At 64.8% G+C, this 23,003-nt stretch carries 24 protein-coding genes and 1 riboswitch; of the genes, 20 read left to right on the top strand and 4 right to left on the bottom strand.

The features are described 5' to 3' along the window. Window positions 1-8: 8 nt before the first annotated feature. Both purN and purM read right to left on the bottom strand, forming a co-directional pair. On the bottom strand, window positions 9-662 hold the full coding sequence (gene purN, locus CAF92_RS23385; RefSeq protein ID WP_046616660.1) for a phosphoribosylglycinamide formyltransferase: 654 nt from the start codon (window positions 660-662) through the stop codon (window positions 9-11). Beyond that, entirely contained in the window at window positions 662-1,720 is a 1,059-nt protein-coding gene (gene purM, locus CAF92_RS23380) for a phosphoribosylformylglycinamidine cyclo-ligase (RefSeq protein ID WP_046616661.1), read from the bottom strand. The genes purN and purM overlap by 1 nt, the downstream gene beginning before the upstream one ends. Window positions 1,721-2,083: 363 nt before the next feature. Between purM and CAF92_RS23375 the strand changes: the two genes are divergently transcribed. The 5 genes from CAF92_RS23375 (at window position 2,084) to CAF92_RS23355 (ending at window position 6,549) form a co-directional block, all read left to right on the top strand. Beyond that, window positions 2,084-3,151, top strand: coding sequence for a DUF2066 domain-containing protein (locus tag CAF92_RS23375; protein WP_046616662.1), 1,068 nt, complete (start codon window positions 2,084-2,086; stop codon window positions 3,149-3,151). 12 nt (window positions 3,152-3,163) lie between these two features. Then, window positions 3,164-4,237, top strand: coding sequence for an AI-2E family transporter (locus CAF92_RS23370; protein ID WP_046616663.1), 1,074 nt, complete (start codon window positions 3,164-3,166; stop codon window positions 4,235-4,237). A 152-nt stretch (window positions 4,238-4,389) separates the two neighbouring features. Continuing rightward, window positions 4,390-5,097 carry a DnaA regulatory inactivator Hda gene (gene hda, locus CAF92_RS23365; RefSeq protein ID WP_013971369.1) on the top strand — a complete coding sequence of 236 codons (708 nt, stop codon included), beginning with the start codon at window positions 4,390-4,392 and terminating at the stop codon, window positions 5,095-5,097. A gap of 125 nt (window positions 5,098-5,222) precedes the next feature. Then, window positions 5,223-5,876 carry a C40 family peptidase gene (locus CAF92_RS23360; protein WP_085602061.1) on the top strand — a complete coding sequence of 218 codons (654 nt, stop codon included), beginning with the start codon at window positions 5,223-5,225 and terminating at the stop codon, window positions 5,874-5,876. Window positions 5,877-6,015: 139 nt separating this feature from the next. Continuing rightward, on the top strand, window positions 6,016-6,549 hold the full coding sequence (locus CAF92_RS23355) for a C40 family peptidase (RefSeq protein WP_085602060.1): 534 nt from the start codon (window positions 6,016-6,018) through the stop codon (window positions 6,547-6,549). On the opposite strand, the gene CAF92_RS23350 is transcribed toward CAF92_RS23355, so the two are convergent. Beyond that, the gene (locus CAF92_RS23350) at window positions 6,515-7,861 is read right to left on the bottom strand and encodes a sorbosone dehydrogenase family protein (protein ID WP_085602059.1); all 1,347 of its coding nucleotides are present in this window, start codon (window positions 7,859-7,861) and stop codon (window positions 6,515-6,517) included. The two genes, CAF92_RS23355 and CAF92_RS23350, sit on opposite strands and share 35 nt — an antisense overlap. A gap of 1,043 nt (window positions 7,862-8,904) precedes the next feature. Continuing rightward, a complete protein-coding gene (locus tag CAF92_RS23335) occupies window positions 8,905-9,483 on the bottom strand; it encodes a hypothetical protein (protein ID WP_085602056.1) in 579 nt (192 codons plus the stop codon). Between the two features lie 167 nt (window positions 9,484-9,650). Further along, a riboswitch (cobalamin riboswitch) is annotated at window positions 9,651-9,871 on the top strand. A 119-nt stretch (window positions 9,872-9,990) separates the two neighbouring features. Here CAF92_RS23335 and cobO point away from each other — a divergent pair. The 15 genes from cobO to CAF92_RS23265 all read left to right on the top strand — a co-directional run bounded on the left by cobO (window position 9,991) and on the right by CAF92_RS23265 (window position 22,675). Then, window positions 9,991-10,602, top strand: coding sequence for a cob(I)yrinic acid a,c-diamide adenosyltransferase (gene cobO / locus CAF92_RS23330; protein ID WP_013971375.1), 612 nt, complete (start codon window positions 9,991-9,993; stop codon window positions 10,600-10,602). After that, window positions 10,599-11,891 carry a cobyrinate a,c-diamide synthase gene (locus CAF92_RS23325; protein WP_085602055.1) on the top strand — a complete coding sequence of 431 codons (1,293 nt, stop codon included), beginning with the start codon at window positions 10,599-10,601 and terminating at the stop codon, window positions 11,889-11,891. Before cobO ends, CAF92_RS23325 begins: the two co-directional genes overlap by 4 nt. Beyond that, on the top strand, window positions 11,888-12,538 hold the full coding sequence (bluB, locus tag CAF92_RS23320) for a 5,6-dimethylbenzimidazole synthase (RefSeq protein WP_085602054.1): 651 nt from the start codon (window positions 11,888-11,890) through the stop codon (window positions 12,536-12,538). The genes CAF92_RS23325 and bluB overlap by 4 nt, the downstream gene beginning before the upstream one ends. Beyond that, window positions 12,535-13,443 carry an adenosylcobinamide-phosphate synthase CbiB gene (gene cbiB, locus CAF92_RS23315; protein ID WP_085593447.1) on the top strand — a complete coding sequence of 303 codons (909 nt, stop codon included), beginning with the start codon at window positions 12,535-12,537 and terminating at the stop codon, window positions 13,441-13,443. The genes bluB and cbiB overlap by 4 nt, the downstream gene beginning before the upstream one ends. Next, on the top strand, window positions 13,436-14,428 hold the full coding sequence (gene cobD, locus CAF92_RS23310) for a threonine-phosphate decarboxylase CobD (RefSeq protein WP_046617180.1): 993 nt from the start codon (window positions 13,436-13,438) through the stop codon (window positions 14,426-14,428). The genes cbiB and cobD overlap by 8 nt, the downstream gene beginning before the upstream one ends. Continuing rightward, the gene (locus CAF92_RS23305; RefSeq protein WP_085602053.1) at window positions 14,425-15,879 is read left to right on the top strand and encodes a cobyric acid synthase; all 1,455 of its coding nucleotides are present in this window, start codon (window positions 14,425-14,427) and stop codon (window positions 15,877-15,879) included. Before cobD ends, CAF92_RS23305 begins: the two co-directional genes overlap by 4 nt. 1 nt (window position 15,880) lies before the next feature. Further along, the gene (cobU, locus tag CAF92_RS23300) at window positions 15,881-16,402 is read left to right on the top strand and encodes a bifunctional adenosylcobinamide kinase/adenosylcobinamide-phosphate guanylyltransferase (protein WP_085602052.1); all 522 of its coding nucleotides are present in this window, start codon (window positions 15,881-15,883) and stop codon (window positions 16,400-16,402) included. Beyond that, the gene (gene cobT / locus CAF92_RS23295; RefSeq protein WP_085602051.1) at window positions 16,399-17,454 is read left to right on the top strand and encodes a nicotinate-nucleotide--dimethylbenzimidazole phosphoribosyltransferase; all 1,056 of its coding nucleotides are present in this window, start codon (window positions 16,399-16,401) and stop codon (window positions 17,452-17,454) included. Before cobU ends, cobT begins: the two co-directional genes overlap by 4 nt. Then, on the top strand, window positions 17,451-18,017 hold the full coding sequence (locus tag CAF92_RS23290; protein ID WP_046617184.1) for a histidine phosphatase family protein: 567 nt from the start codon (window positions 17,451-17,453) through the stop codon (window positions 18,015-18,017). Before cobT ends, CAF92_RS23290 begins: the two co-directional genes overlap by 4 nt. Before the next feature lies 1 nt (window position 18,018). Beyond that, on the top strand, window positions 18,019-18,741 hold the full coding sequence (locus CAF92_RS23285) for an adenosylcobinamide-GDP ribazoletransferase (protein ID WP_085602050.1): 723 nt from the start codon (window positions 18,019-18,021) through the stop codon (window positions 18,739-18,741). A gap of 223 nt (window positions 18,742-18,964) precedes the next feature. Continuing rightward, a complete protein-coding gene (locus tag CAF92_RS23280) occupies window positions 18,965-20,083 on the top strand; it encodes a glycoside hydrolase family 5 protein (RefSeq protein WP_178081822.1) in 1,119 nt (372 codons plus the stop codon). 204 nt (window positions 20,084-20,287) lie between these two features. Continuing rightward, a complete protein-coding gene (locus CAF92_RS23275; protein WP_046617187.1) occupies window positions 20,288-20,692 on the top strand; it encodes a MarR family winged helix-turn-helix transcriptional regulator in 405 nt (134 codons plus the stop codon). Window positions 20,693-20,755: 63 nt separating this feature from the next. After that, window positions 20,756-21,958 (top strand): MFS transporter, encoded by a 1,203-nt coding sequence (locus CAF92_RS23270; protein WP_085602048.1) that lies wholly within the window; start codon window positions 20,756-20,758, stop codon window positions 21,956-21,958. Beyond that, the gene (locus CAF92_RS27695) at window positions 21,955-22,077 is read left to right on the top strand and encodes a hypothetical protein (RefSeq protein ID WP_256573786.1); all 123 of its coding nucleotides are present in this window, start codon (window positions 21,955-21,957) and stop codon (window positions 22,075-22,077) included. The genes CAF92_RS23270 and CAF92_RS27695 overlap by 4 nt, the downstream gene beginning before the upstream one ends. A gap of 46 nt (window positions 22,078-22,123) precedes the next feature. Then, window positions 22,124-22,675, top strand: a complete 552-nt coding sequence (locus CAF92_RS23265; protein ID WP_085602047.1) for a glutathione peroxidase — start codon at window positions 22,124-22,126, stop codon at window positions 22,673-22,675. Window positions 22,676-23,003: the final 328 nt, after the last annotated feature.

The raw sequence follows: 23,003 nt of genomic DNA, 5'->3' as shown, positions 1-23,003 counted from the left end.
AAGTTCTCCTAGGATCGAATCAAGTGACCGCTGGCCGCCAGGGGCTGGCCATCCAGTAATGCACCCTGTTCGCCAAGGCGCAAGCGCCCTTCGGCGAACCAGCGCACCGCCAGCGGGTAAATCAGGTGTTCCTGGCGGTGTACCCGCTGGGCCAGGCTTTCAACGGTGTCGTCTGGCGCCACCGGTACCACAGCCTGTACGACCAGTGGGCCGCCATCGAGTTCCTCAGTAACGAAGTGTACGCTGCAGCCGTGCTCGGCGTCGCCTGCCTCCAGCGCCCGGCGGTGGGTATGCAGGCCCTTGTATTTGGGCAGCAGCGACGGGTGGATGTTGAGCAGGCGGCCCTGGTAGTGGCGCACGAAGTCGCCACTTAGGATGCGCATGAAACCGGCCAGCACCACCAGGTCCGGGGCGAAAGCGTCGATGCGCGCCATCAGCGCGGCATCGAAGGCTTCACGCCCGTCGAACTGGGTGTGCTCGAGCACGACGCTGTCGATGCCGGCCGCCGCGGCGCGTTGCAGGCCGTAGGCATCGGCGCGGTTGGAAACCACCGCACGGATGCGCACTGGGCTTTCCTGGCCTTGGCAACTGTCGATCAGGGCTTGCAGGTTGCTGCCGGAGCCCGACAGCAGTACCACTACATTGCAGGTATTGCTTGGCATCAGTGTGCCTTGAGGTTCTGCAGGTCGACCTGGGCGGCGCCCTCGGCGGCTTCGGCGATGTGGCCGATCACCCATGGCTGCTCGCCAGCGGCGCGCAGTTCGTTCAGGGCAGCTTCTACCTGATCCTGGGCCACGCAGATGACCATACCGACGCCGCAGTTCAGCACGCGGTGCATTTCATGCTCGTCGACGTTGCCTTTTTCCTGCAGGAAGTCGAACACCGCCGGACGCTGCCAGCTGGCCACGTCGATGACCGCCTGGGCGTTGGCCGGCAGTACGCGCGGGATGTTGTCCAGCAGGCCGCCGCCAGTGATGTGGGCCATGGCCTTGACCGCGCCGGTGTTCTTGATCAGCTGCAGCAGCGGCTTGACGTAGATGCGGGTCGGCGCCATCAGCAGGTCGGTCAGCGGCTTGCCGTCCAGCTGGGTGTTCTCGATGTCGGTGGCGGACACTTCGAGGATCTTGCGGATCAGCGAGTAGCCGTTGGAATGCGGGCCAGAGGACGGCAGGGCGATCAGTGCGTCACCAGTGGCAACCTTGGAGCCGTCGATGATCTCGGCCTTTTCCACCACGCCGACGCAGAAGCCGGCCAGGTCGTAGTCTTCGCCTTCGTACATGCCAGGCATTTCGGCGGTTTCACCGCCGACCAGCGAGCAGCCGGCCAGTTCGCAACCGGCACCGATGCCGGTAACCACGGTGGCGGCCACGTCGACGTTCAGTTTGCCGGTGGCATAGTAGTCGAGGAAGAACAGCGGCTCGGCGCCGCACACTACCAGGTCGTTGACGCACATGGCGACCAGGTCCTGGCCGATGCTGTCGTGCTTGTTCAGGTTCAGTGCCAGGCGCAGCTTGGTGCCGACGCCGTCGGTGCCGGAGACCAGCACCGGCTGCTTGTAGCCGGCCGGGATCTCGCAGAGGGCGCCGAAGCCGCCCAGGCCACCCATGACTTCAGGGCGTGCGGTGCGTTTTGCCACGCCCTTGATGCGTTCGACCAGTGCTTCGCCGGCGTCGATGTCTACACCGGCGTCCTTGTAGCTCAGGGAGGGTTGCTTGCTCATTGATCCAGGCCTTTAGGAGGGAGGGATTCTTAAAAACGACCATGACGGCCAAGGCCGGCTGGTAAGCGGCGGCTGCCTGAAACGTCAGTGGTCTGTGAAGGCGCGCGATTTTATCAGGGTTGCCGGGCAGCGGCCATCCTCAGGCCGACGGGCAGGGCATGAAAATAGGTAAAAAGTCGGGGGTGTACGCCACAAGGGCTGCGCCATGCACGCGCAGGTGCTGAACCTGTTGCGGCGAACACCTGTCAGACCCATCACATCTCCCCGGCAATTTCCGCAACCAATCTTTCATGCTCGCGACTGGTTACCTTGCGCCCCCATGTATAAGGTATAGGCATTGCGGTAAGTGGACAGGAATCCTCCATGCGTCTCTTCAATATTCTGGCAGTCGGTTGCCTGGCCATGATCTCGGCCACTGCCCAGGCTGAAAGCGTCTCCGGCCTGTACCAGGTGCGGGAACCGGTATCCGGGCAGGGCGCCGAAGCCCGTGCCGCGGCTACCGCCCAGGCCCTCGATACCCTGGTAACGCGCCTTACCGGCGACCCCAAGGCAGCGCAAAGCCCGGCATTGGCCGGGCTGCGCAAGGACCCGCAGCAAATCATCAACCAGGTCGCCAGCGAAGCCGGGCCACCCGAGTCGGTGCTGGTCGAGTTCGACCCTGGCAGTACCGAACGGGCCTTGCGCAAGGCCGGCCTGGCCTTGTGGGGCAGCAACCGCCCCTCGATCCTTGGCTGGTGGCTGAACGACAGTGTCGAAGGCAGCAACCTGGTCGGTGACGGCCAGGCCAGTGCCCAACCCCTGCGCCGTGCCGCCCAGCACCGCGGCCTGCCATTGCGCCTGCCGCTGGCCGACCTGCAGGAGCAACTGGTGGCCAATGCCGAGCAGATCGAAGGCAGCGACCCTGCGGCGCTGCGCGAAGCCTCAGGGCGCTACGGCGCGGATGCCTTGCTGGCAGTGCATGCCCGGGAAGCCGACGGTAAGTGGCAAGGCAAATGGCAGCTGTGGCTGGGCGACCAGCGTGAACAAGGTACTGCCGAGGGTGCCGACCCGGCAGCGTTGGCCGACGCCGTGATGCTGGCGCTCAGCAGCCGCCTGGCCCCGCGCTACGTCACCCGCCCGGGCGCCAGCAGCCAGTTGCAGGTGCAAGTGCAAGGGATGAACCTGCAGCGCTACGCCGAACTGGCCCGCGTGCTCGAACCCTTTGGCCCGCGCCTGCAAGTCGCTGAAGGCAGCACCTTGACCTACGGCGTGACCGCCAACCGCGAGCAGCTGCGCGCCCAGCTTGGCCTGGCCAAGCTGCAGGAAGTGCCGGTAGAGCAGGCGCCCGCTGTGCAGCCCCCTCCAGCTCCGGCAGACGCTGCCGGCGCCGGGCAACCAGTGCCGGCCCAGCCAGCACCCAAGCCGTTCGACGGTTTGCGTTTTCGCTGGTAAGGGGAGCACACCGTGACCGACGTACGTCGTTGGATCTGGCTGGGCGTTGCCCTGCTGGTCGCTGTGCTGCTTTACAGCCTGCACAACATTCTTACCCCGTTCCTGGTCGGCATCCTGCTGGCCTACCTGGCCGACCCGCTGGTCGACCGCCTAGAGCGCCTGGGGCTGTCGCGCACCTGGGGCGTGGTGGTGGTTTTCGGCCTGTTCACCTTGCTGTTGCTGGCGTTGCTGCTGGTGTTGGTGCCGCTGCTGGCAAAGCAGCTGGTGCGCCTGTACGAACTGGCGCCGCAGATGCTCGACTGGCTCGAGCACGTGGCGCTGCCCTGGGTGCAGAGCCGCTTGGGCCTGGCTGACGGTTTCTGGAAGTTCGACAAGATCAAGGCCGCGATCGGCACCCACATGGGCCAGACCACCGATATCGTCGGCGTGCTGTTGTCCCATGCCACCGCCTCGGGCCTGGCGCTGATGGCCTGGCTGGCCAACATGGTGCTGATCCCGGTGGTGGGTTTCTATCTGCTGCGCGATTGGGACCTGATGATGGCCAAGCTGCGTGGTCTGCTGCCGCGCCAGCGTGAGCCGCAAGTGATGGGCCTGGCGGGCGAATGTCATGAGGTGCTGGGGGCGTTCGTGCGCGGGCAATTGATGGTGATGGTGGCCCTGGGCATCATCTATTCGGCCGGGCTGATGCTGGTGGGACTGGAACTGGGGCTGCTGATCGGCATGCTCGCCGGGTTGGCTGCCATCGTGCCGTACATGGGCTTCATCATCGGCATCGGTGCTGCCTTGGTGGCTGGCCTGTTCCAGTTCGGCGGCGACCTGTACCCGATGCTGGGCATCGTCGCGGTGTTCATGGTCGGGCAGGCGCTGGAAGGCATGGTGCTGACCCCGCTGCTGGTCGGCGACCGTATCGGCCTTCACCCGGTGGCGGTGATTTTCGCGATCCTGGCTGGCGGTGAGCTGTTCGGCTTTACCGGGGTGTTGCTGGCGTTACCGGTGGCGGCGGTGATCATGGTGCTGCTGCGGCATGTGCATGACCTGTACAAGGAATCGGACATGTATGCCGGGGATATCGACCCGGAGTTGTGATCCTGGGGGCTGCAACGCAGCCCCATAATGGCGCAACCTGTTGATTTTACTTGTGCTATCCGCAGCCGTGATTGTGCACCCCGCGCTGCGGGTATAGACTTTGCACATTGTTCACCAAAGGCCCCCTGCGGTCCTGTCGACCGCCCGCGAGCATGAAACCACCGATCCAGTTGCCCCTGGGTGTGCGCCTGCGCGATGACGCCACCTTCATCAACTACTATCCGGGCGCCAATGCCGCGGCGTTGGGCTACGTCGAGCGGCTATGCGAAGCCGACGCCGGCTGGACCGAGAGCCTTATCTACCTGTGGGGCAAGCAAGGTGTTGGCCGTACCCACCTGCTACAGGCCGCTACCCACCGCTTCCAGCAACGCGGCGAGCCAGCCGTCTACCTGCCGCTGGCGCAATTGCTCGATCGTGGCGTAGGGCTGCTCGACTACCTGGCCCAGTACGAACTGGTGTGCATCGACGACCTGCACGTGATCGCCGGCAAGGCTGACTGGGAAGAGGCCATGTTCCACCTGTTCAACCGCCTGCGTGACAGCGGCAGGCGCCTGCTGCTGGCTGCCTCGGCATCGCCGCGCGAACTGCCGATCAAGCTACCCGACCTGAAGTCGCGGCTGACCCTGGCCCTGGTGTTCCAGATGCGTGGCCTGTCCGACGAAGACAAGCTGCGAGCCCTGCAACTGCGTGCTTCGCGCCGCGGCCTGCACCTTACCGACGAAGTCGGCCACTTCATTCTCACCCGCGGTGCGCGCAGCATGAGTGCGTTGTTCGACCTGCTCGAACGCCTCGATCAGGCCTCGTTGCAGGCACAACGCAAGCTCACCATCCCTTTCCTCAAGGAAACCCTGGGCTGGTAACCCCGAAAACGCTGGGCCAGAGCGGCAAAACAAAAAAGTCACATCTTTTTCGATAAAATTTGCAAATGGCCATGATAGAGGGCATAGTTTCACCCTTCTAAAGGATTACAGACACGGTCGTGCCCATGCTGAAGCGCTTCGCACCCCTCGTGCCACTCGCACTCGTGACCCTGCTTTTTGGCTGCGCGGCCCAAGGCCCAGCTTCTAATCCAGAGGCGCAGTCCCAGGATCACACCCCGATCGCCGCACAATCGGCGTTCAAGGCCAAAGCCTCTTCCTCGTCGGTATTCGGCGAGCCGGAAGAACTGGCCACCGAAGATGACCTGGAGGCCTTCTCCAGCAGCAAGCCTTACCAACTGCCAGCGCTGGCTGACAGCATTCTCGAGCGCGGCATGTCGCTTATCGGTACCCGCTACCGCTTCGGTGGTACCTCGGAGAAGTCCGGCTTCGACTGCAGTGGTTTCATCGGCTACCTGTTCCGCGAAGAGGCGGGCGTTACCCTGCCGCGTTCCACGCGTGAAATGATCAACGTCGATGCCCCGAAGGTGGCCCGCAACAAGCTCAAGCCGGGTGACCTGCTGTTCTTCAGCACCAACGGGCGCGGCCGCGTCAGCCATGCCGGTATCTACCTGGGTGACAACCAGTTCATCCACTCCAGCAGCCGCCGCAGTGGTGGCGTGCGTATCGACAGCCTCGGTGACCGCTACTGGAGCAAGACCTTCATCGAAGCCAAGCGTGCCTTGGCCATGGCGCCGACCACCAATATCGCGCGCAACTGATAGCAAAATGATATATCCTGCCGCGGCGGCGATGCTTTGAAAAAAGCTCGCCGCCGTGCGCATTTATAGAAAGCGTCTAATCTAAATTCTCAATTCTTTTCGGCTGCGGCCCAGCGGACTCAGACAGGATGTTCTGGCCATGGTAAAGATGGCGCGCTTCGCATTTCTCTCCTTGGCAGCCTTGCTGGCTGCCTGCTCCAGCCGTGCGCCTGCGCCGGCCCCTGTGGTACAGCCGCAGGTAACCTATAGCCAGCCCAGCCCTTCGCCGATTGCCGATGACGTGCTGATGCGTGCTATCGGCCTGGTGGGTACGCCTTATCGCTGGGGCGGCAACACGCCGGATTCCGGTTTCGATTGCAGTGGCTTGATCAAGTACGTCTACCGTGATGCTGCGGGCATAAGCCTGCCGCGTTCTACGCGTGAGATGATCGTCATGCGCGCGCCAACCGTGGATGCCAAGTCGCTGCAGTCCGGCGACCTGGTGTTCTTCGCCACCAATGGCGGCTCGCAGGTCAGCCATGCCGGCATATATGTGGGGGAGGGGCGCTTCGTGCATGCACCTTCCAGCGGTGGCACGGTGCGCCTGGACTACCTGTCCAACAGCTACTGGGCCAGGGCTTACCTGCAGGCCAAGCGCGTCATTCCGCAAGGGCATCTGGCGCAGAACCCCTGAGGACAGGCGGGGCTTTGCTCACTCGCCAGACCACATTGCCGACATCATCGGCCACCAGCACGCCGCCACGCCCGTCGGTGATTACGCCGACCGGGCGCCCTTGGGCCTTGCCATGCTCATCAAGAAACCCGGTAAGCAGGTCCACCGGCTTGCCCGAGGGTTTTCCTGACGGGTCGAACGGTACGAAAATCACCTTGTAGCCACTGTGTGGCTTGCGGTTCCACGACCCGTGCTGGCCCACGAATGCCCCTTGTTCGAAGGGCGGTGGTAGCCCGTTCGGTTCGGCGAATGCCAGCCCCAGCGATGCCGTGTGTGGACCCACTGCGTAGTCGGGCACCAGCGCCTGGGCCACTTTTTCAGGCGCTGGCGGTTGCACTCGCTCGTCCACGTGGCTGCCATAGTAGCTGTAGGGCCAGCCATAGAAACCGCCGTCCTTGACGGAAGTGATGTAATCCGGTACCAGATCGCTGCCGATCTCGTCACGCTCGTTGACTGCCGTCCACAACGCACCGCTGTGCGGCTCCCAGGCCAGGCCGTTAGGGTTGCGCAGGCCGGTGGCGAACAGGCGGTGCTGGCCGCTGGCGGGGTCCACTTCCCAGATCGCGGCGCGTCCCTGTTCCTTGTCCATACCGTTTTCGCCTACGTTGCTGTTGGAGCCTACTGTCACGAAAAGCTTCCTGCCATCAGGGCTGGCGATCACGTTCTTGGTCCAGTGGTGATTGAGCGGCCCGCCTGGCAACTCGACCACCGGTTGGCCTTCATTGCGAATTTGCATGGCACCGGGCTCATAGTGAAAGCGCAGCAACCTGTCGGTGTTGGCCACGTAGAGGTCCTTGCCGACCAGGGCCATGCCGAACGGTGAGTTGAGCTCTTCGATGAAGGTCGTTCGGATTTCGGCGACGCCGTCGTGGTCGGCATCACGCAGCAGGGTAATGCGGTTGGCGCTGGGCACGCTTGCACCTGCCCGCTTCATCACCTTCTTCATTACCCAACCGCGCAGGCCCTTGCCATCTTCGGGCTTGGGCGGGGCATTGGTTTCGGCCACCAGTACGTCGCCGTTGGGTAGCAGGTATAGCCAGCGAGGGTGGTCGAGCCCGCTGGCGAACGCTTTCACCTCAGTGCCTGGTGCTGCTTCGGGCTTGACGTCCTTGGGCCAGCCCACTGCTGGGGCGATATTCACCGTTGGGAGGGTGGTCTTGACTGGAGCGGGCAACTGGGGCGTTGGACCACTGCCTTCGAGTACATTCAGCAGTGCGGTTTCGCCGCAGGCCGTCAGGCTGGCGGCCAATAACCAAGGCGTCAGGTGTTTCATGGGCGGCGACCTCCTAACAGGGCCTATGAATTGAGAGGTCGGTGACATTCGCCAGGTTCCCGGAACCATCCAACTGTCTTGCCTTGCCTTGCCTTGCCTTGCCTTGCCTTGCCTTGCCGTTGCTTTTGCTTTTGCTTTTAAGCGCGCAATAGTTCAGGCGCCGCCGATTGCGACTTCAGGAGGCCGAGCGGAGGGCCTGCGGAGGGAGGTGACGGGCATGGATGCCCGTCAAGCGCTGAGGCCCCATGGATGGGGCCTGCAGCGCGTACTCCCGGGAGCAGGCTCGTAGCGAGGGAACCCCGGAGCGTAGCGTAGGGGCCGGATGATAGGAGCCAGCGTTTTTTGGTTACTTTTTGTCGCGTTTGACAAAAAGTGACCCGCCGTAAGGGCGGAAAGGTGAATAAGCGCCACCTTCGAAAATGAATGTTGACCCTGTTGTTGATGCCCACGCTTGAAAGCGAAGAGCGAAGAGCGAAGAGCGGAAAGTGCTGGTTTTGATCTCGCGCATAGTCCATTTACGATGGCGACGCTTACTCACCTTTTCGCCCTTACGGCGAGTCACTTTTTGTCAAACGCGACAAAAAGTAACCAAAAAACGCTGCGCTCCCATCATCCGGCCCCTCCGCTGCGCTCCGGGGTTCCCTCGCGCCGGTCTTGCTCCCGGGAGTACGCGCTGCAGGCCCCATCCATGGGGCCTCAGCGCTTGACGGGCATCCATGCCCGTCACCTCCCTCCGCAAGACCTCTGCTCGGCCTCCTGAAGTCGCGAAGATCAAGATCAAGAGCAAGAGCAAGTGCGAGAGCAAAAATCGTCAGAAACCGCAGCCGTGTAATACCAGTAATCGGGATTGACTCCTCATGATGGCTGTGGGTGGGGCACCTGCGGTGGCTCGCTTCACTACGACAGGAAACTTAAATGGGGCTCTGTGGGAGCGGGCGCGCCCGCGAACACCGGCGCAGCCGGTGCCAGCCACCGCGCTGGATTCTTCGCGGGCACGCCCGCTCCCACAGAAGCCACGTCGCCCGGCCCGAGCCGGAGTTGATTCAAGCCTGCTTGAGCAACAACGCCACCCCCGGGAAATACTGCCCCAGCTCGTTGTGCAACTTGCGATAGGCATACGGGAAGTACCAGGCGATGGCACAGGCGGTATGTTTTTGCAGATCGTCGACCAGGTCCTGCAGTTCCTCTGGGCTGGCATGCTGGCCAGCCTTCCACGGGCTGATGAACAGCGCCCCGGCCTTCAACTGGCTGGGGTAGGCCACCTGGCGCGCGAGGGCAGCGGTCTGCTGCAGGGCTTCGGCCATGTCCAGCCGGGCGATTTTTGGCCAGCGCTGGCTGACACTGAGGTACAGCGCTTCATCGGCACTGCTGATCGACAGATCGCAGCGCCCTTCGTGTTCGCCTTCGTCGCGCTGCTTCTTGCCGGCAAACTGCTGCAGCGCCGCCAGTTCAGCCTGCCACGCCGCTGCGGCAAGCAGCCCGGTATTGGCGGCGGCGCCATGCCAGTAAGGTGCTTCCGCATCGCCAGCAAACCGGTTGAAGCGGTCGATGCAGTCGCCCCAGCGCTCCAGCACCGGGGCGAGAAACTCCAGGCGCGGGTTGTTGATGATCTGGCCTCGCATGCTGCGCTCTCCTGTTATCGTTGTAATCGCGTTCAGCCGAAAATGATGGCTATGTGATATCACTGTCTCAAGTGTGGCACAACCAGGTGAATTGGCCATTACCCAGGCCGTGCCTGTTCGACTGCAAAGCGGCCTGCTTCGATTGACGCTCCCGGTGCAACCCTCTAACCTTCGCGCGTGTTTCAGGTGCCCTGCCAGCCCCGACTGGGCAGGGTGAAACTGGGAAGCCGGTGGGTGCCAGCATGGCGCGATTCCGGCGCTGCCCCCGCAACGGTAGGTGAGTCGCGGCCGCGCAGGGCCACTGGGTGTCAGCACCCGGGAAGGCGCGCAGGCTTGGGCCAAGACCCGCTCACAAGCCCGGAGACCGGCCTGATACTGCCAACGGCATCACGGAGGGTGATGCGCGGTGCACCGTGGCGTACGGCCACGGCCCCTGCGCGTTCTCCGTGTGCCCGCCTTTTACCTGTCGCCGCGCGTTGCCGTGGCGCCAGCCAGCGGAGAACCCTGATGAGCGAATCCACCGAACGCGACGAACGCCACCTGGCGCGCATGCAGCGCAAGAAGGCGATCATCGACGAACGCATCGCCAATTCCCCAAACGAATGCGGCCTGCTGCTGGTGCTGACCGGCAATGGCAAGGGCAAGAGCAGCTCGGCTTTCGGTATGCTCGCACGCGCCCTGGGCCATGGCATGCAGTGCGGTGTGGTGCAGTTCATCAAAGGCCGCAACAGCACCGGCGAGGAGCTGTTCTTCCGCCGCTTCCCCGAGCAGGTGCGCTACCACGTGATGGGCGAGGGCTTTACCTGGGAAACCCAGGACCGCCAGCGCGATATCGCTGCCGCCGAAGCTGCCTGGGCCGTGTCGCGCCAGTTGCTACAAGACCCGAGCGTGCAGTTCGTGGTGCTCGATGAACTGAACATCGCCCTCAAGCACGGCTACCTCGACCTTGACCAGGTGCTGTCGGACATCCAGGCCCGCCCACCAATGCAGCATGTGATCGTCACTGGCCGTGCCGCGAAACCCGAGATGATCGAACTGGCCGACACCGTGACCGAGATGGGCATGCTCAAGCACGCGTTCCAGGCTGGCATCCGTGCACAGAAGGGCGTGGAACTGTGAGTCAGCGCCATTGCCCCGCCGTGCTGATCGCGGCACCGGCCTCTGGCCAGGGCAAGACCACCGTCACCGCCGCCCTGGCCCGCCTGCACCGCAACCTCGGGCGCAAGGTGCGGGTGTTCAAGTGCGGGCCCGACTTTCTCGACCCGATGATCCTCGAGCGGGCCAGCGGCGCGCCGGTGTACCAGCTCGACCTGTGGATGATCGGCGCCGAGGAAAGCCGCCGCCTGCTGTGGGAAGCCGCCGGCGAGGCCGACCTGATCCTGATCGAAGGGGTGATGGGGCTGTTCGACGGCACGCCGTCCAGCGCCGACCTGGCGCGCCACTTCGGGGTGCCGGTGCTGGCGGTGATCGACGGCACGGCCATGGCCCAGACATTCGGCGCCCTGGCCCTGGGCCTGGCACGTTACCAGGCTGACCTGCCGTTTGCCGGTGTGCTGGCCAACCGGGTGGGTAGCCTGCGCCACGCGCAACTGCTGGAAGGTAGCCTGACCGAGGGCCTGCGCTGGTACGGCGGCTTGTCCCGCGAGCGTGGTATAGAGCTGCCCAGCCGCCACCTGGGGCTGGTCCAGGCCAGCGAGCTGAACGACCTGGACATGCGCCTGGATGCCGCTGCCGAGGCGCTTGGCGCCAGTTGCGATGCTGCCTTGCCGCCGCCAGTGAGCTTTGCCGAACCCGAGCCGCAAGCCAGTACTGCCTCGTTGGCCGGTGTGCGCATTGGCGTGGCGCGGGACGAGGCCTTCGCCTTCACCTATGGCGCCAACCTCGACCTGCTGCGCAACCTGGGCGCACAGCTCGAGTTCTTCTCGCCGCTGCACGACCGCGAACTGCCGGCAGTGGACAGCCTGTATCTGCCGGGCGGTTATCCCGAGCTGCACCACCACGCCCTGGCCGCCAATGCGCCGATGAGCGAGGCTATACGCGCCCACCACGCCCAGGGCAAACCGTTGCTGGCCGAGTGCGGCGGCATGTTGTACCTGCTCGATGCCCTGACCGACGTGGCCGGCGAGCGTGCCGAACTGCTTGGCCTGCTGCCTGGCGAGGCAACCATGCAGAAGCGCCTGGCTGCCTTGGCCCTGCAGGCGGTGGAGCTGCCGGAAGGCACCTTGCGCGGGCACACCTATCACCATTCGCTGACCAATACCGCACTGCAGCCGATTGCGCGTGGCCTGAGCCCCAACGGCGGGCGTGGCAACGAAGCGGTTTACCGCCTGGGTCGGCTGACGGCGTCCTACGTGCACTTCTACTTCCCCTCCAACCCGGACGCGGCGGCGGCGCTATTGCGACCATGAGCGAACACGCCTACAGCGACGCCGAGCGCGCCGCGATCTACCGGGCCATCGGCGAACGCCGTGACATGCGCCATTTCGCCGGTGGCGAAGTGGCCCCGGAAGTGCTGGGCCGCCTGTTGGCTGCCGCGCACCAGGCGCCCAGCGTCGGGCTGATGCAGCCCTGGCGTTTCATCCGCATCACCCGGCGCGACCTGCGTGCGCGCATCCAGGCCTTGGTGGAAGCAGAGCGGGTGCTTACCGCCGAAGCTTTGGGCGAACGTTCCGACGCCTTCATGAAGCTGAAGGTGGAAGGCATCAACGACTGCGCCGAGCTGCTGGTGGCCGCCCTGATGGACAACCGCGAGCCGCATATCTTCGGCCGCCGCACCCTGCCGGAAATGGACCTGGCCTCGCTGGCCTGCGCCATCCAGAACCTGTGGCTGGCAGCCCGTGGCGAAGGCCTGGGCATGGGCTGGGTGTCGCTGTTCGACCCGCAGGCGCTGGCGACGCTGCTGGGAATGCCGACCGGGGCCAAGCCGGTCGCGGTGCTGTGCCTGGGGCCGGTGACCGAGTTCTACCCGGCACCGATGCTGGTGCTGGAAAACTGGGCCGAGGAACGGCCCTTGAGTGAAATGCTCTTTGAGAACCAATGGGGAGAGCGCCAATGAGCGTGGCCTTGCTGACCGTGGCAGGGGTGGCCCTGGATGCCCTGCTGGGCGAACCGCAGCGGCGCCACCCGCTGGTGGCCTTCGGCAACATGGCCGGTAACCTCGAGCGCCGCCTGAATGCCGGAGGGCGCGGCTGGCGCAGCCACGGGGTAAGCGCATGGTTCCTGGCCGTGGTGCCGCTTACCCTGGTGGCACTGATCCTGTCTTGGCTGCCGTACATCGGCTGGCTGGTCGACGTGCTGGCGCTGTACTGCGCCGTCGGGCTGCGCAGCCTGGGCGAGCACGTGTTGCCGGTGGCCAGTGCCTTGCGCCAGGGTGACTTGCAAGAAGCACGGCGCCGTGTGGGCTACCTGGTCAGCCGCGAAACCCGCGAACTGGACGAACCTGCGGTGGCCCGGGCGGCCACCGAATCGGTGCTGGAGAATGGCAGCGATGCGGTATTCGCCGCGCTGTTCTGGTTCGTGGTCGCAGGCGCGCCGGGCGTGGTGCTGTACCGCCTGAGCAACACCCTGGATGCCATGTGGGGCTATCGCAACGAGCGCTTCGAACGCTTCGGCTGGTGCGCGGCGCGCGTCGACGATGTGCTCAACTATATTCCTGCCAGGCTGGTGGCGTTGACCTACGCGCTGCTGGGCAAGACCCGCCTGGCCCTGGCCTGCTGGCGCAAGCAGGGCCCGCTGTGGGACAGCCCCAATGCCGGGCCGGTGATGGCCGCCGGTGCTGGTGCGTTAGGTGTGGAACTCGGTGGCCCGGCGGTGTACCACGGCGAACTGCATGAGCGGCCACGCCTGGGTGACGGGCCAATGGCCGACGCCGACGCCATCGAACGCGGTTGGGGCCTGGTGCAGCGCGGCGTATGGCTGTGGCTGCTGGTGATCTGCCTGGGGGCCTATATCAATGCTTGAACACGGAGGCCGCCTGCTGCGGGCGGTACGGCAATACGGCATCGCTCGCGAGCAGTGGCTCGACCTGTCCAGCGGCATTGCGCCATGGCCTTTCCCGATTCCACCGATTCCCATGGAGGCCTGGGCGCGCCTGCCGGAGACCGAGGACGGCCTGGAGGACGCCGCGCGTGCGTATTACGGCGCACGCCAATTGCTGGCAGTGGCCGGTTCCCAGGCCGCGATCCAGGCCTTGCCGCTGTTGCGCGCAGCCGGCCGGGTAGGGGTGTTGACACCTTGCTATGCCGAGCACCCATACGCCTGGCAACGGGCGGGGCATCAGTTGCTGGAGCTGGACGAAGCGCAAGTCGAGGCGACGCTCGACAGCCTCGACGTACTGGTGCTGGTCAACCCCAACAACCCCACCGGCCGCCGGGTGCCGCGTGAACGCCTGCTGGATTGGCACGCCCGCCTGGCAGCCCGCGGTGGTTGGCTGCTGGTCGACGAAGCGTTCATGGACAACACCCCGGCGCAAAGCGTGGTCGATTGTGCCGAGCGCCCGGGGCTGATAGTGCTGCGCTCGTTCGGCAAGTTCTTCGGCCTGGCCGGCGTGCGCCTGGGGTTCGTTGCCGCCGAACGCAGCCTGCTGCTGCACCTGGCCGAGTTGCTTGGGCCGTGGACCGTCAATGGCCCGACCCGAGTGCTGGCCCAGGCCAGCCTGGCCGACCACGACGCCCAGCGTGTGCAGGTCGAACGCTGCGCTGCAGCCAGCCGGCGGCTGGCGGTGCTGTTGCGTAGCGCCGGCCTGGCGCCCAGCGGCGGTTGCGACCTGTTCCAGTACGTGCGCAGCGAGCAGGCTGCGCAACTGCATGACTTTCTCGCCCGCCACGGCATCCTGGTGCGGCTGTTCGAGCACCCGCCGGCAATACGCCTGGGGCTGCCAGCCTGTGCGGCCGACGAACAGCGCCTGGCCCAGGCCCTGGCGGCCTATCAGAAGGAAATGGCATGACCACCCTCATGGTGCAAGGCACCACCTCCGACGCCGGCAAAAGCACGCTGGTGACCGCGCTGTGCCGCTGGCTGTTGCGCCAGGGCGTTGGCGTGGTGCCGTTCAAGCCGCAGAACATGGCGCTGAACAGCGCGGTGACCGCCGACGGCGGTGAAATCGGCCGGGCCCAGGCGGTGCAGGCCCAGGCCTGCCGCCTGCAACCGCATACCGACATGAACCCGGTGCTGCTCAAGCCCAACAGCGATACCGGCGCCCAGGTGATCATCCATGGCCGCGCCGTCACTAGCATGAACGCGGTGGCCTACCACGACTACAAGGCTATCGCCATGCAGGCGGTGCTGGCTTCCCACCAGCGCCTGAGTGCTGCCTGGCCGGTGGTCATGGTCGAAGGTGCGGGCTCGCCAGCGGAGATCAACCTGCGTGCCGGGGACATTGCCAACATGGGCTTTGCCGAAGCGGTGGACTGCCCGGTGATCCTGGTTGCCGACATCAATCGTGGTGGTGTTTTCGCCCATCTGGTCGGCACTCTGGAACTGCTGTCACCCAGTGAGCAGGCGCGGGTAAAGGGCTTTGTCATCAACCGCTTCCGCGGCGACATCGCCTTGCTGCAGCCGGGGCTGGACTGGCTGGAGCAGCGCACCGGCAAGCCGGTACTGGGCGTGCTGCCGTATGTTAACGACCTGCATCTGGAAGCCGAAGACGGCATCGACGCACGCCAGGGGGCAAAGGCCGAGCGCGTGCTCAAGGTGATCGTCCCGGTGCTGCCGCGTATCAGCAACCATACCGACTTCGACCCACTGCGCCTGCACCCCCAGGTGGACCTGCAGTTCATTGGCCCGGGCCAGCCGATACCGGCCGCCGACCTGATCATCCTGCCCGGGTCCAAGAGTGTGCGCGGCGACCTGGCGCAACTTCGTGAGCGCGGTTGGGACAAGGCCATCGACCGGCACCTGCGCTATGGCGGCAAGCTGATCGGGATCTGCGGTGGCCTGCAGATGCTGGGCCGCGAAGTACATGACCCGCTTGGTCTCGAAGGGGCCGCCGGCTCCAGCCCGGGGCTTGGCCTGCTCGATTACGCCACGGTGCTCGAAGCCGAGAAGCAACTGCGCAACGTTGCCGGCACGCTGAACCTGGAAGCAGCCCCGGTTGCCGGGTATGAAATTCATGCCGGCGTCACCACCGGGCCTGCCCTGGAGCAGCCAGCCGTGCAACTTGCCGATGGCCGTTGCGATGGTGCTGTCAGCGCTGATGGCCAGATACTTGCTACCTACCTGCACGGCCTGTTCGAAGGCAGCCAGTCGTGTGCGGCGCTGCTGCGCTGGGCGGGTCTGGAGGATGTGCAGGCCGTCGATTACCAGGCCCTGCGCGAACGCGATATCGAGCGCCTGGCCGACCTGGTGGAAAAGCACCTGGACACCGCGCGCCTGCGCCAGCTCTGTGGGGTGGCCTGACATGCTCAACCTGATCCTCGGCGGCGCCCGCTCGGGCAAGAGCCGCCTGGCCGAACAGTTGGCCAGCGCCAGTGGCCTGCCGGTGACCTACATCGCCACCAGCCAGCCGCTGGATGGTGAAATGAACGAACGCGTGCTGCTGCACCGCCAGCGTCGCCCCGATGACTGGGGGTTGATCGAAGAACCTCTGGCCCTGGCCGCGGCACTGCGCGGCGAAGCGGCCGAAGGGCGCTGCCTTCTGGTGGATTGCCTGACCCTGTGGCTGACCAACCTGCTGATGCTCGAAGACGACCAGCGCCTGGCCGAGGAGCGCGATGCGCTGCTGGCCTGCCTGGAACAGTTGCCGGGCACGGTCATTCTGGTCAGTAACGAAACCGGCCTGGGCGTCGTGCCCATGGGCGAGCTGACCCGGCGCTATGTCGACCTGGCTGGCTGGCTGCACCAGGCCGTGGCCGAACGCTGTCAGCGTGTGGTGCTGACCGTGGCCGGCCTGCCCCTAATGCTCAAAGGACCTGCACTATGACCCAAGCCTGGTGGCGTGACGCCTGCCAACCCCTCGACAACGCCGCCATGGACCAGGCCCGCGCCCGTCAGCAGCAGCTGACCAAACCTGCCGGTTCGCTCGGCCAGCTTGAAGGTTTGGCCATACAACTGGCCGGCCTGCAGGGGTGTGAAAGGCCGACCTTGGATCACGCCGCAATCAGCATCTTTGCCGGTGACCACGGTGTGGTCGAGGAAGGTATCTCGGCCTACCCGCAAGCGGTGACCGGGCAGATGCTGCGCAACTTCGTCGGTGGTGGCGCGGCCATCAGCGTGCTGGCGCGCCAGCTGCAGGCAAGCCTGGAAGTGGTCGACCTGGGCACCATCGACCCGCACCTGGAACTGCCTGGCGTGCGCCATCTGCGCCTGGGTGCCGGTACCGCCAACTTCGCCCGCCAGCCAGCGATGACCGGGGGGCAGCTGCAGGCCGCCCTGCAGGCTGGCCGCGATAGTGCCCTGCGCGCCGCCGAACAGGGCGCGCAGCTGTTCATCGGTGGCGAGATGGGTATTGGCAACACCACGGCTGCCGCTGCCCTGGCCAGCGTCTTGCTGGGTTGCCCGCCGGCTGAGTTGAGTGGCCCGGGTACCGGCCTGGACCACGCCGGGGTGCGGCACAAGGCCGAGGTCATCGAACGGGCGCTGAGCCTGCATGGCCTGAACGCCAACGATCCATTGCAGGCACTGGGCTGTGTCGGTGGTTTCGAGATCGCGGCCCTTGCCGGTGCCTACATTGGTTGTGCGCAGGCGGGTGTCGCGGTGCTGGTGGACGGCTTCATTTGCAGCGTCGCCGCGCTGCTGGCGGTGCGCCTCAACCCGCAGTGCCGGGCCTGGCTGCTGTTCGCCCACCAAGGCGCAGAGCCTGGGCACAAAGCTGTGCTCGACGCGTTGCAGGCCGAGCCGTTGCTGGCCCTGGGCCTGCGTCTGGGCGAGGGCAGTGGGGCTGCCCTGGCCGTACCGCTGTTGCGCCTGGCCTGTGCGTTGCATGGGCAGATGGCGACCTTCGCCGAGGCTGCAGTGGCGGACCGCCCGGCATGATCCTCGACTTGCTGCGCCATGGCGAAACGGAACAGGGCGGCTTGCGTGGCAGCCTTGATGATGCCTTGACCGACAAGGGCTGGGCGCAGATGCGTGGCGCCGTGGCCGAGGCCGGGCCTTGGGAGGTGTTGGTCAGTTCTCCGCTGCAGCGCTGCGCACGTTTTGCCGAGGAGCTGGGCGAGCGGCTGAACCTGCCGGTACAGCGCGAAGCGGCGTTGCAGGAGCTGCATTTTGGCGACTGGGAGGGCCGTAGCGCGGCGCAGATCATGGAAGACCAGGCGGACGCGCTGGGGCGCTTCTGGGCGGACCCTTACGCGTTTACACCGCCCAATGGCGAGCCGGTCGAGGCGTTCGCCGAACGTGTACTGGCGGCAGTCGAGCGCCTGAGCCGTCAGCATGCTGGCAAGCGTGTGCTGCTGGTCACCCATGGCGGCGTGATGCGGCTGTTACTGGCCCGTGCTCGTGGCTTGCCCAGGGCACAGTTGCTGCAGGTCGAAGTCGGCCACGCTGCGCTGATGCGATTGGTTTCGGGTGACGACGGCCAGTTGGTCGAGGGGCGCTGAAATGTTGCCGTTGTGGATTGCCTTGCAGTTTCTCAGCAGCCTGCCGGTGAGTCTGCCGGGCATGCCGGCGCCGCGTGAGGTGGGGCGCTCGCTGCTCTGCTACCCGCTGGTCGGGTTGCTGTTCGGCCTGTTGCTGTGGCTGGCCAGCCACCTGCTGCAGGGCACACCGACGCCGCTGCACGCGGCCCTGCTGCTGACTTTGTGGGTGTTGCTCAGTGGCGCGTTGCATCTGGATGGCCTGGCGGACAGCGCCGACGCCTGGCTGGGTGGTTTCGGTGACCGCGAACGCACCCTGCTGATCATGAAGGACCCGCGTAGCGGGCCGATTGCCGTGGTTACGCTGGTGCTGGTGCTGTTGCTGAAGTTCTGCGCGTTGTGGGTGCTGGTCGAGCAGGGTACTGGCGCGCAGTTGCTACTGGCACCGTTGATCGGGCGGGCGGCGATGCTTGGGTTGTTCCTGAGTACGCCGTATGTACGGCAGGGTGGTTTGGGGCAAGCGCTGGCCGAGCACCTGCCCCGGCATGCGGCCGGCTGGGTGCTGCTGGGCTGTGTGCTTTTTTGCCTGGTCCTGGGCGGGTGGGTCGTGGTGCTGGCGTTGGCGGTGTTTGCCTGGTTGCGACAACTGATGTGCCGGCGCCTGGGCGGGACTACCGGCGATACCGCTGGTGCAATGCTGGAGTTGCTCGAGCTGGCCGTGTTGCTGGGGTTGGCGTTGGGCCTCTGAGCCTTGCTTCTGCAAGTGACCGCGCAAGCAGGATGTTTCTGTAGGGCGTTTCTGAGCCTAACGTGTCGGTAAATTCCTGAAAAAATCAGCAAGAACCGGCATCTTTTCACTGGCGTATGCTTGCCCCTCCCGCAAACTGTCGAGGAGTGTCGGCACCATGCGTCATGTCATTCTCGCTGCGTTTTTGTTGGCCATGGGGCCTGCTGCCATGGCAGCCGATCTCATGGCTTTCTGGAACACCCCCCGCCACGGTGGCAACAGCTTCAACCGGCTGCCACCTGATCAAGCCTACTTCGACGCCTTGAGCGGCTACGGCGCGACCTGGGTGCGGCTGTCCTACGACAAATGGCAGCCGGCGGAACGCGACTTCCTCCTCGGCGATGCCGACGCCTATCAAGGCCTGTCTGCGGCCGACCTAGCCACGCTGCGAGCCACCCTCGATCGCGCCCATCAGGCCGGCCTCAAGGTGGTCATCGCACCGCTCTCGCTACCCGGCATGCGCTGGTCGCAAAACAACCAGGGCCAGTTCGACGACCGCCTTTGGCAGGACAAACGCTACTGGTTGCAGGCTGCGGCCTTCTGGCGGGATCTGGCCCGTGAGCTGAAAGATCACCCGGCTATCGCCGCCTACAACCTGGTCAACGAGCCCGCCCCGGAGAAGCAAGGTGGCCTGGCCGAGCATGCCGACCCAGGGCAAATGCAGCAGTGGTATGCACGGCGGCAGGGCAGTGCGCGTGATCTGCCAGCCCTGTATCGGCAGTTGATAGCGGCCATTCGTGAAGAGGACGCGGATACGCCGGTTATGCTCGATGCCGGCTGGTTCGCCGCCGCCGACGCCTTCGGTTACTGGCCGGCACCTCTGGAAGACCTGCGGGTGCTGTACAGCGTGCACATGTACGAGCCCTATCTGGTGACCAGTGCACCGAACATGACGCGCAAGCAACCCATCGCCTATCCCGGCCCGGCACCGTTCGCGGGGCAGACGCAGCAGTGGGATGGCCAGCGTGTGGCGCAATACCTGCGCCATCCGCTGAACTGGGCCGAGTCCATGAACGTGCCCCGCTCGCGGTTGGTGGTGGGCGAGTTCGGCTGTATGCGCAGGCTGCCGGGCTGCCGGCAATACCTGGAAGACGTGCTCAGCGTGCTGGATCGCCACCGGTTGCACTGGGCCTTCTACAGCTTCCGAGAAGATAACTGGGACGGCATGGACTACGAACTGGGCTCGGCCAAGGTGCCGTGGCGCTACTGGCAGGCAATCGAGCAGGGCGCTCCAGACCCGCTGGCGCGCAAGGCTACAGTAGAGTTCGAGCCGATTCGCCGTCGCTTGAACCTGGTTGAGTAATTGGGGCCGCTTTACGGCCCATCGCCGGCAAGCCAGCTCCCCAGGTAGAGCGACAACCTCGAGAGCAACGCTTTACCTGTGGGAGCTGGCTTGCCGGCGATGGGCTGCGTAGCAGCCCCCTTAATGCGATGTGGCAGGCATTAGGGCAGAGGGACATAGTGAAATCTCTTGCAACACACATGACGCGGGTATATACACGTATTCATGTTGACCAGTGAATGCATCTGCACCCATCTGCGTCGTGCCGCCCGTGGGGTGAGCCGGCATTACGACGAGGCCCTTGCCGGCTTCGGGGTCAATGTCGCCCAGTTTTCCCTGTTGCGTCATTTGCAGCGGCTCGATCGCCCTAGTATCACCACGTTGGCAGAGGCCATGGGCCTGGAGCGTAGTACCCTGGGCCGCAACCTGCGGGTGCTGGAGGCTGAAGGGCTGGTGGCCTTGGCCGATGGTGACGATCAGCGCAACCGTGTGGTGCTGCTGACCGAGGCCGGTACCCAGCTGCTGCACGCTGCCCACCCAGCCTGGGAACAGGCACAGGCCGAACTGGTGGAGCGGCTGGGGGCAGGGCAGCGGGATGAACTGGTGCGTTTGCTGAACCAGCTGGCTTGAATTGATACGACTATAAGCGGGTATATACCCGTAAAACCTTGCGATGTGCTGGAGATAACGACAATGACTTCGGTGTGGCGAACCAGCGGGTGGGTATTGGTGGGGGCAGCGCTGATTCTGGCACTATCCCTGGGTGTACGGCACGGCTTTGGCCTGTTCCTGGCGCCGATGAGCGCGGACTTCGGCTGGGGGCGTGAGGTGTTCGCCTTCGCCATTGCCTTGCAGAACTTGATCTGGGGGCTTGCGCAGCCGTTCGCCGGCGCCCTGGCCGACCGCATGGGCGCGGCGCGGGTGGTGATCATTGGCGGTATTCTCTACGCTGCCGGGTTGGTGCTGATGGGCATGGCCGACTCGGCCTGGTCGTTGTCGCTGAGTGCCGGCTTGCTGATCGGCATCGGTCTGTCCGGCACCTCGTTCTCCGTCATCCTCGGCGTGGTTGGGCGTGCCGTGCCGGCTGAAAAGCGCAGCATGGCCATGGGCATTGCCAGCGCTGCCGGTTCTTTCGGCCAGTTCGCCATGTTGCCGGGCACCCTCGGCCTGATCCAGTGGCTGGGCTGGTCCGCTGCGTTGCTGGTGCTCGGCCTGATGGTGGCGCTGATCGTGCCCTTCGTCGGCCTGCTGCGCGACCGGCCGCTGCCGACTCACGGTGCCGAACAGACCCTGGGCCAGGCCTTGCGCGAGGCGTGCTCGCACTCCGGCTTCTGGTTGCTGGCGCTGGGCTTTTTCGTTTGTGGTTTTCAAGTGGTGTTCATTGGCGTGCACCTGCCAGCCTACCTGGTCGACCAACACTTGGCCGCGACCACCGGCACAACAGTGCTGGCGCTGGTAGGCCTGTTCAATATCGTCGGTACCTTCACCGCTGGCTGGCTGGGCGGGCGCATGTCCAAGCCGCGCCTGCTGACCGGGTTATACCTGCTGCGTGCGGTAGTGATCGTGCTGTTCCTCTGGGCGCCGGTGACTGAATTCAGTGCTTACCTGTTCGGTATTGCCATGGGCCTGCTATGGCTGTCCACGGTGCCACTGACCAACGGCACCGTGGCTACGGTGTTCGGCGTGCGCAACCTGTCAATGCTTGGCGGTATCGTCTTCCTGTTCCACCAGCTGGGCGCCTTCCTGGGTGGCTGGTTGGGTGGGGTGGTGTATGACCGCACTGGCAGCTACGACCTGGTCTGGCAGATTTCTATCTTGCTCAGCCTTCTGGCTGCCGCCCTCAACTGGCCCGTGCGCGAACGCCCGGTTGCCCGGCTTCAGGCTCAGGCTGCATGAACCGCTACGTGGCGCGTGGTCTACTGGCCGTTGCCGCCCTGTTGCTGCTGGCGCTGGTTTGGTGGGGTTGGCACAAGGGCGGGATGGCGTTGATGCAATTGGGCATGAGTGTTTGTTAGACGCTACCCTGCAAGTTCAGGAATTGTCTTGCGGGAGAAACGAGTCATGCGTGCACATTGGTTGACGGTGCCGGTGCTGGCCCTGCTTGCCAGCGCATCGAGCTGGGCTGCCGATTGCCCAGCGTTGTTGCAGGGTAGCCTTCCAGAGTTGCGGGGCAAGGGGCAGGTGGACCTGTGCGAGCGCTTTGCCGGCAAGCCGCTGGTGGTGGTCAACACGGCCAGTTACTGCGGTTTTGCGCCGCAGTTCGAGGGGCTTGAGGCGACATACAAGGAATATCACGAGCAAGGCCTGGAAATGCTTGGTGTGCCGTCCAATGACTTCAAGCAGGAGGACGCTGACAGCGAAAAGACTGCCAAGGTCTGTTATGCCAACTATGGCGTGACCTTTACCATGACCAAGACACAGGCGGTTCGGGGCGCGGATGCGATACCGCTGTTCGCGGAGCTGGCCAGCCAGAGCAGTGCGCCGAAGTGGAATTTCTACAAGTACGTGGTGGATCGCAAGGGCAAGGTGATCGGCAATTTCTCCAGCCTGACCAAGCCGGATGATCCAGCGTTCCGGGCTGCCATTGAAAAGGCCATTGCCTCCCAGCCATAACCTGGCTGTTCTTGCTCTTGCTCTTGCTCTTGCTCTTGCTCTTGCTCTTGCTTGGGCTTTTGCTTTTAAGCGCGCGGTAGTTCAGGCGCTGCCGATTGCGACTTCAGGAGGCCGAGCGGAGGGACTGCGGAGGGAGGTGACGGGCATGGATGCCCGTCAAGCGCTGAGGCCCCATGGATGGGGCCTGCAGCGCGTACTCCCGGGAGCAGGCCCGTAGCGAGGGAACCCCGGAGCGTAGCGTAGGGGCCGGATGATAGGAGCCAGCGTTTTTTGGTTACTTTTTGTCGCGTTTGACAAAAAGTGACCCGCCGTAAGGGCGGAAAGGTGA

The sequence above is a fragment of the Pseudomonas sp. B10(2017) genome (genome assembly GCF_002113295.1).
GTDB lineage: Bacteria > Pseudomonadota > Gammaproteobacteria > Pseudomonadales > Pseudomonadaceae > Aquipseudomonas > Aquipseudomonas pudica.
Note: the sequence above shows the minus strand (reverse complement) of the source record. Positions and strands in the feature narration are given on the sequence as shown.

Coding starts and splice junctions, on each gene's coding strand:
- cobD (WP_046617180.1), top strand. CDS start 13,436: ATGCTTGAACACGGAGGCCGCCTGCTGCGGGCGGTACGGCAATACGGC.
- CAF92_RS23375 (WP_046616662.1), top strand. CDS start 2,084: ATGCGTCTCTTCAATATTCTGGCAGTCGGTTGCCTGGCCATGATCTCG.
- cobT (WP_085602051.1), top strand. CDS start 16,399: ATGACCCAAGCCTGGTGGCGTGACGCCTGCCAACCCCTCGACAACGCC.
- purN (WP_046616660.1), bottom strand. CDS start 662: ATGCCAAGCAATACCTGCAATGTAGTGGTACTGCTGTCGGGCTCCGGC.
- CAF92_RS23355 (WP_085602060.1), top strand. CDS start 6,016: ATGGTAAAGATGGCGCGCTTCGCATTTCTCTCCTTGGCAGCCTTGCTG.
- CAF92_RS23360 (WP_085602061.1), top strand. CDS start 5,223: ATGCTGAAGCGCTTCGCACCCCTCGTGCCACTCGCACTCGTGACCCTG.
- purM (WP_046616661.1), bottom strand. CDS start 1,720: ATGAGCAAGCAACCCTCCCTGAGCTACAAGGACGCCGGTGTAGACATC.
- CAF92_RS23350 (WP_085602059.1), bottom strand. CDS start 7,861: ATGAAACACCTGACGCCTTGGTTATTGGCCGCCAGCCTGACGGCCTGC.
- CAF92_RS23280 (WP_178081822.1), top strand. CDS start 18,965: ATGGCTTTCTGGAACACCCCCCGCCACGGTGGCAACAGCTTCAACCGG.
- hda (WP_013971369.1), top strand. CDS start 4,390: ATGAAACCACCGATCCAGTTGCCCCTGGGTGTGCGCCTGCGCGATGAC.
- CAF92_RS23270 (WP_085602048.1), top strand. CDS start 20,756: ATGACTTCGGTGTGGCGAACCAGCGGGTGGGTATTGGTGGGGGCAGCG.
- CAF92_RS23335 (WP_085602056.1), bottom strand. CDS start 9,483: ATGCGAGGCCAGATCATCAACAACCCGCGCCTGGAGTTTCTCGCCCCG.
- cobO (WP_013971375.1), top strand. CDS start 9,991: ATGAGCGAATCCACCGAACGCGACGAACGCCACCTGGCGCGCATGCAG.
- cobU (WP_085602052.1), top strand. CDS start 15,881: ATGCTCAACCTGATCCTCGGCGGCGCCCGCTCGGGCAAGAGCCGCCTG.
- CAF92_RS23265 (WP_085602047.1), top strand. CDS start 22,124: ATGCGTGCACATTGGTTGACGGTGCCGGTGCTGGCCCTGCTTGCCAGC.
- CAF92_RS23305 (WP_085602053.1), top strand. CDS start 14,425: ATGACCACCCTCATGGTGCAAGGCACCACCTCCGACGCCGGCAAAAGC.
- CAF92_RS23290 (WP_046617184.1), top strand. CDS start 17,451: ATGATCCTCGACTTGCTGCGCCATGGCGAAACGGAACAGGGCGGCTTG.
- CAF92_RS23275 (WP_046617187.1), top strand. CDS start 20,288: ATGTTGACCAGTGAATGCATCTGCACCCATCTGCGTCGTGCCGCCCGT.
- bluB (WP_085602054.1), top strand. CDS start 11,888: ATGAGCGAACACGCCTACAGCGACGCCGAGCGCGCCGCGATCTACCGG.
- CAF92_RS23285 (WP_085602050.1), top strand. CDS start 18,019: ATGTTGCCGTTGTGGATTGCCTTGCAGTTTCTCAGCAGCCTGCCGGTG.
- CAF92_RS27695 (WP_256573786.1), top strand. CDS start 21,955: ATGAACCGCTACGTGGCGCGTGGTCTACTGGCCGTTGCCGCCCTGTTG.
- cbiB (WP_085593447.1), top strand. CDS start 12,535: ATGAGCGTGGCCTTGCTGACCGTGGCAGGGGTGGCCCTGGATGCCCTG.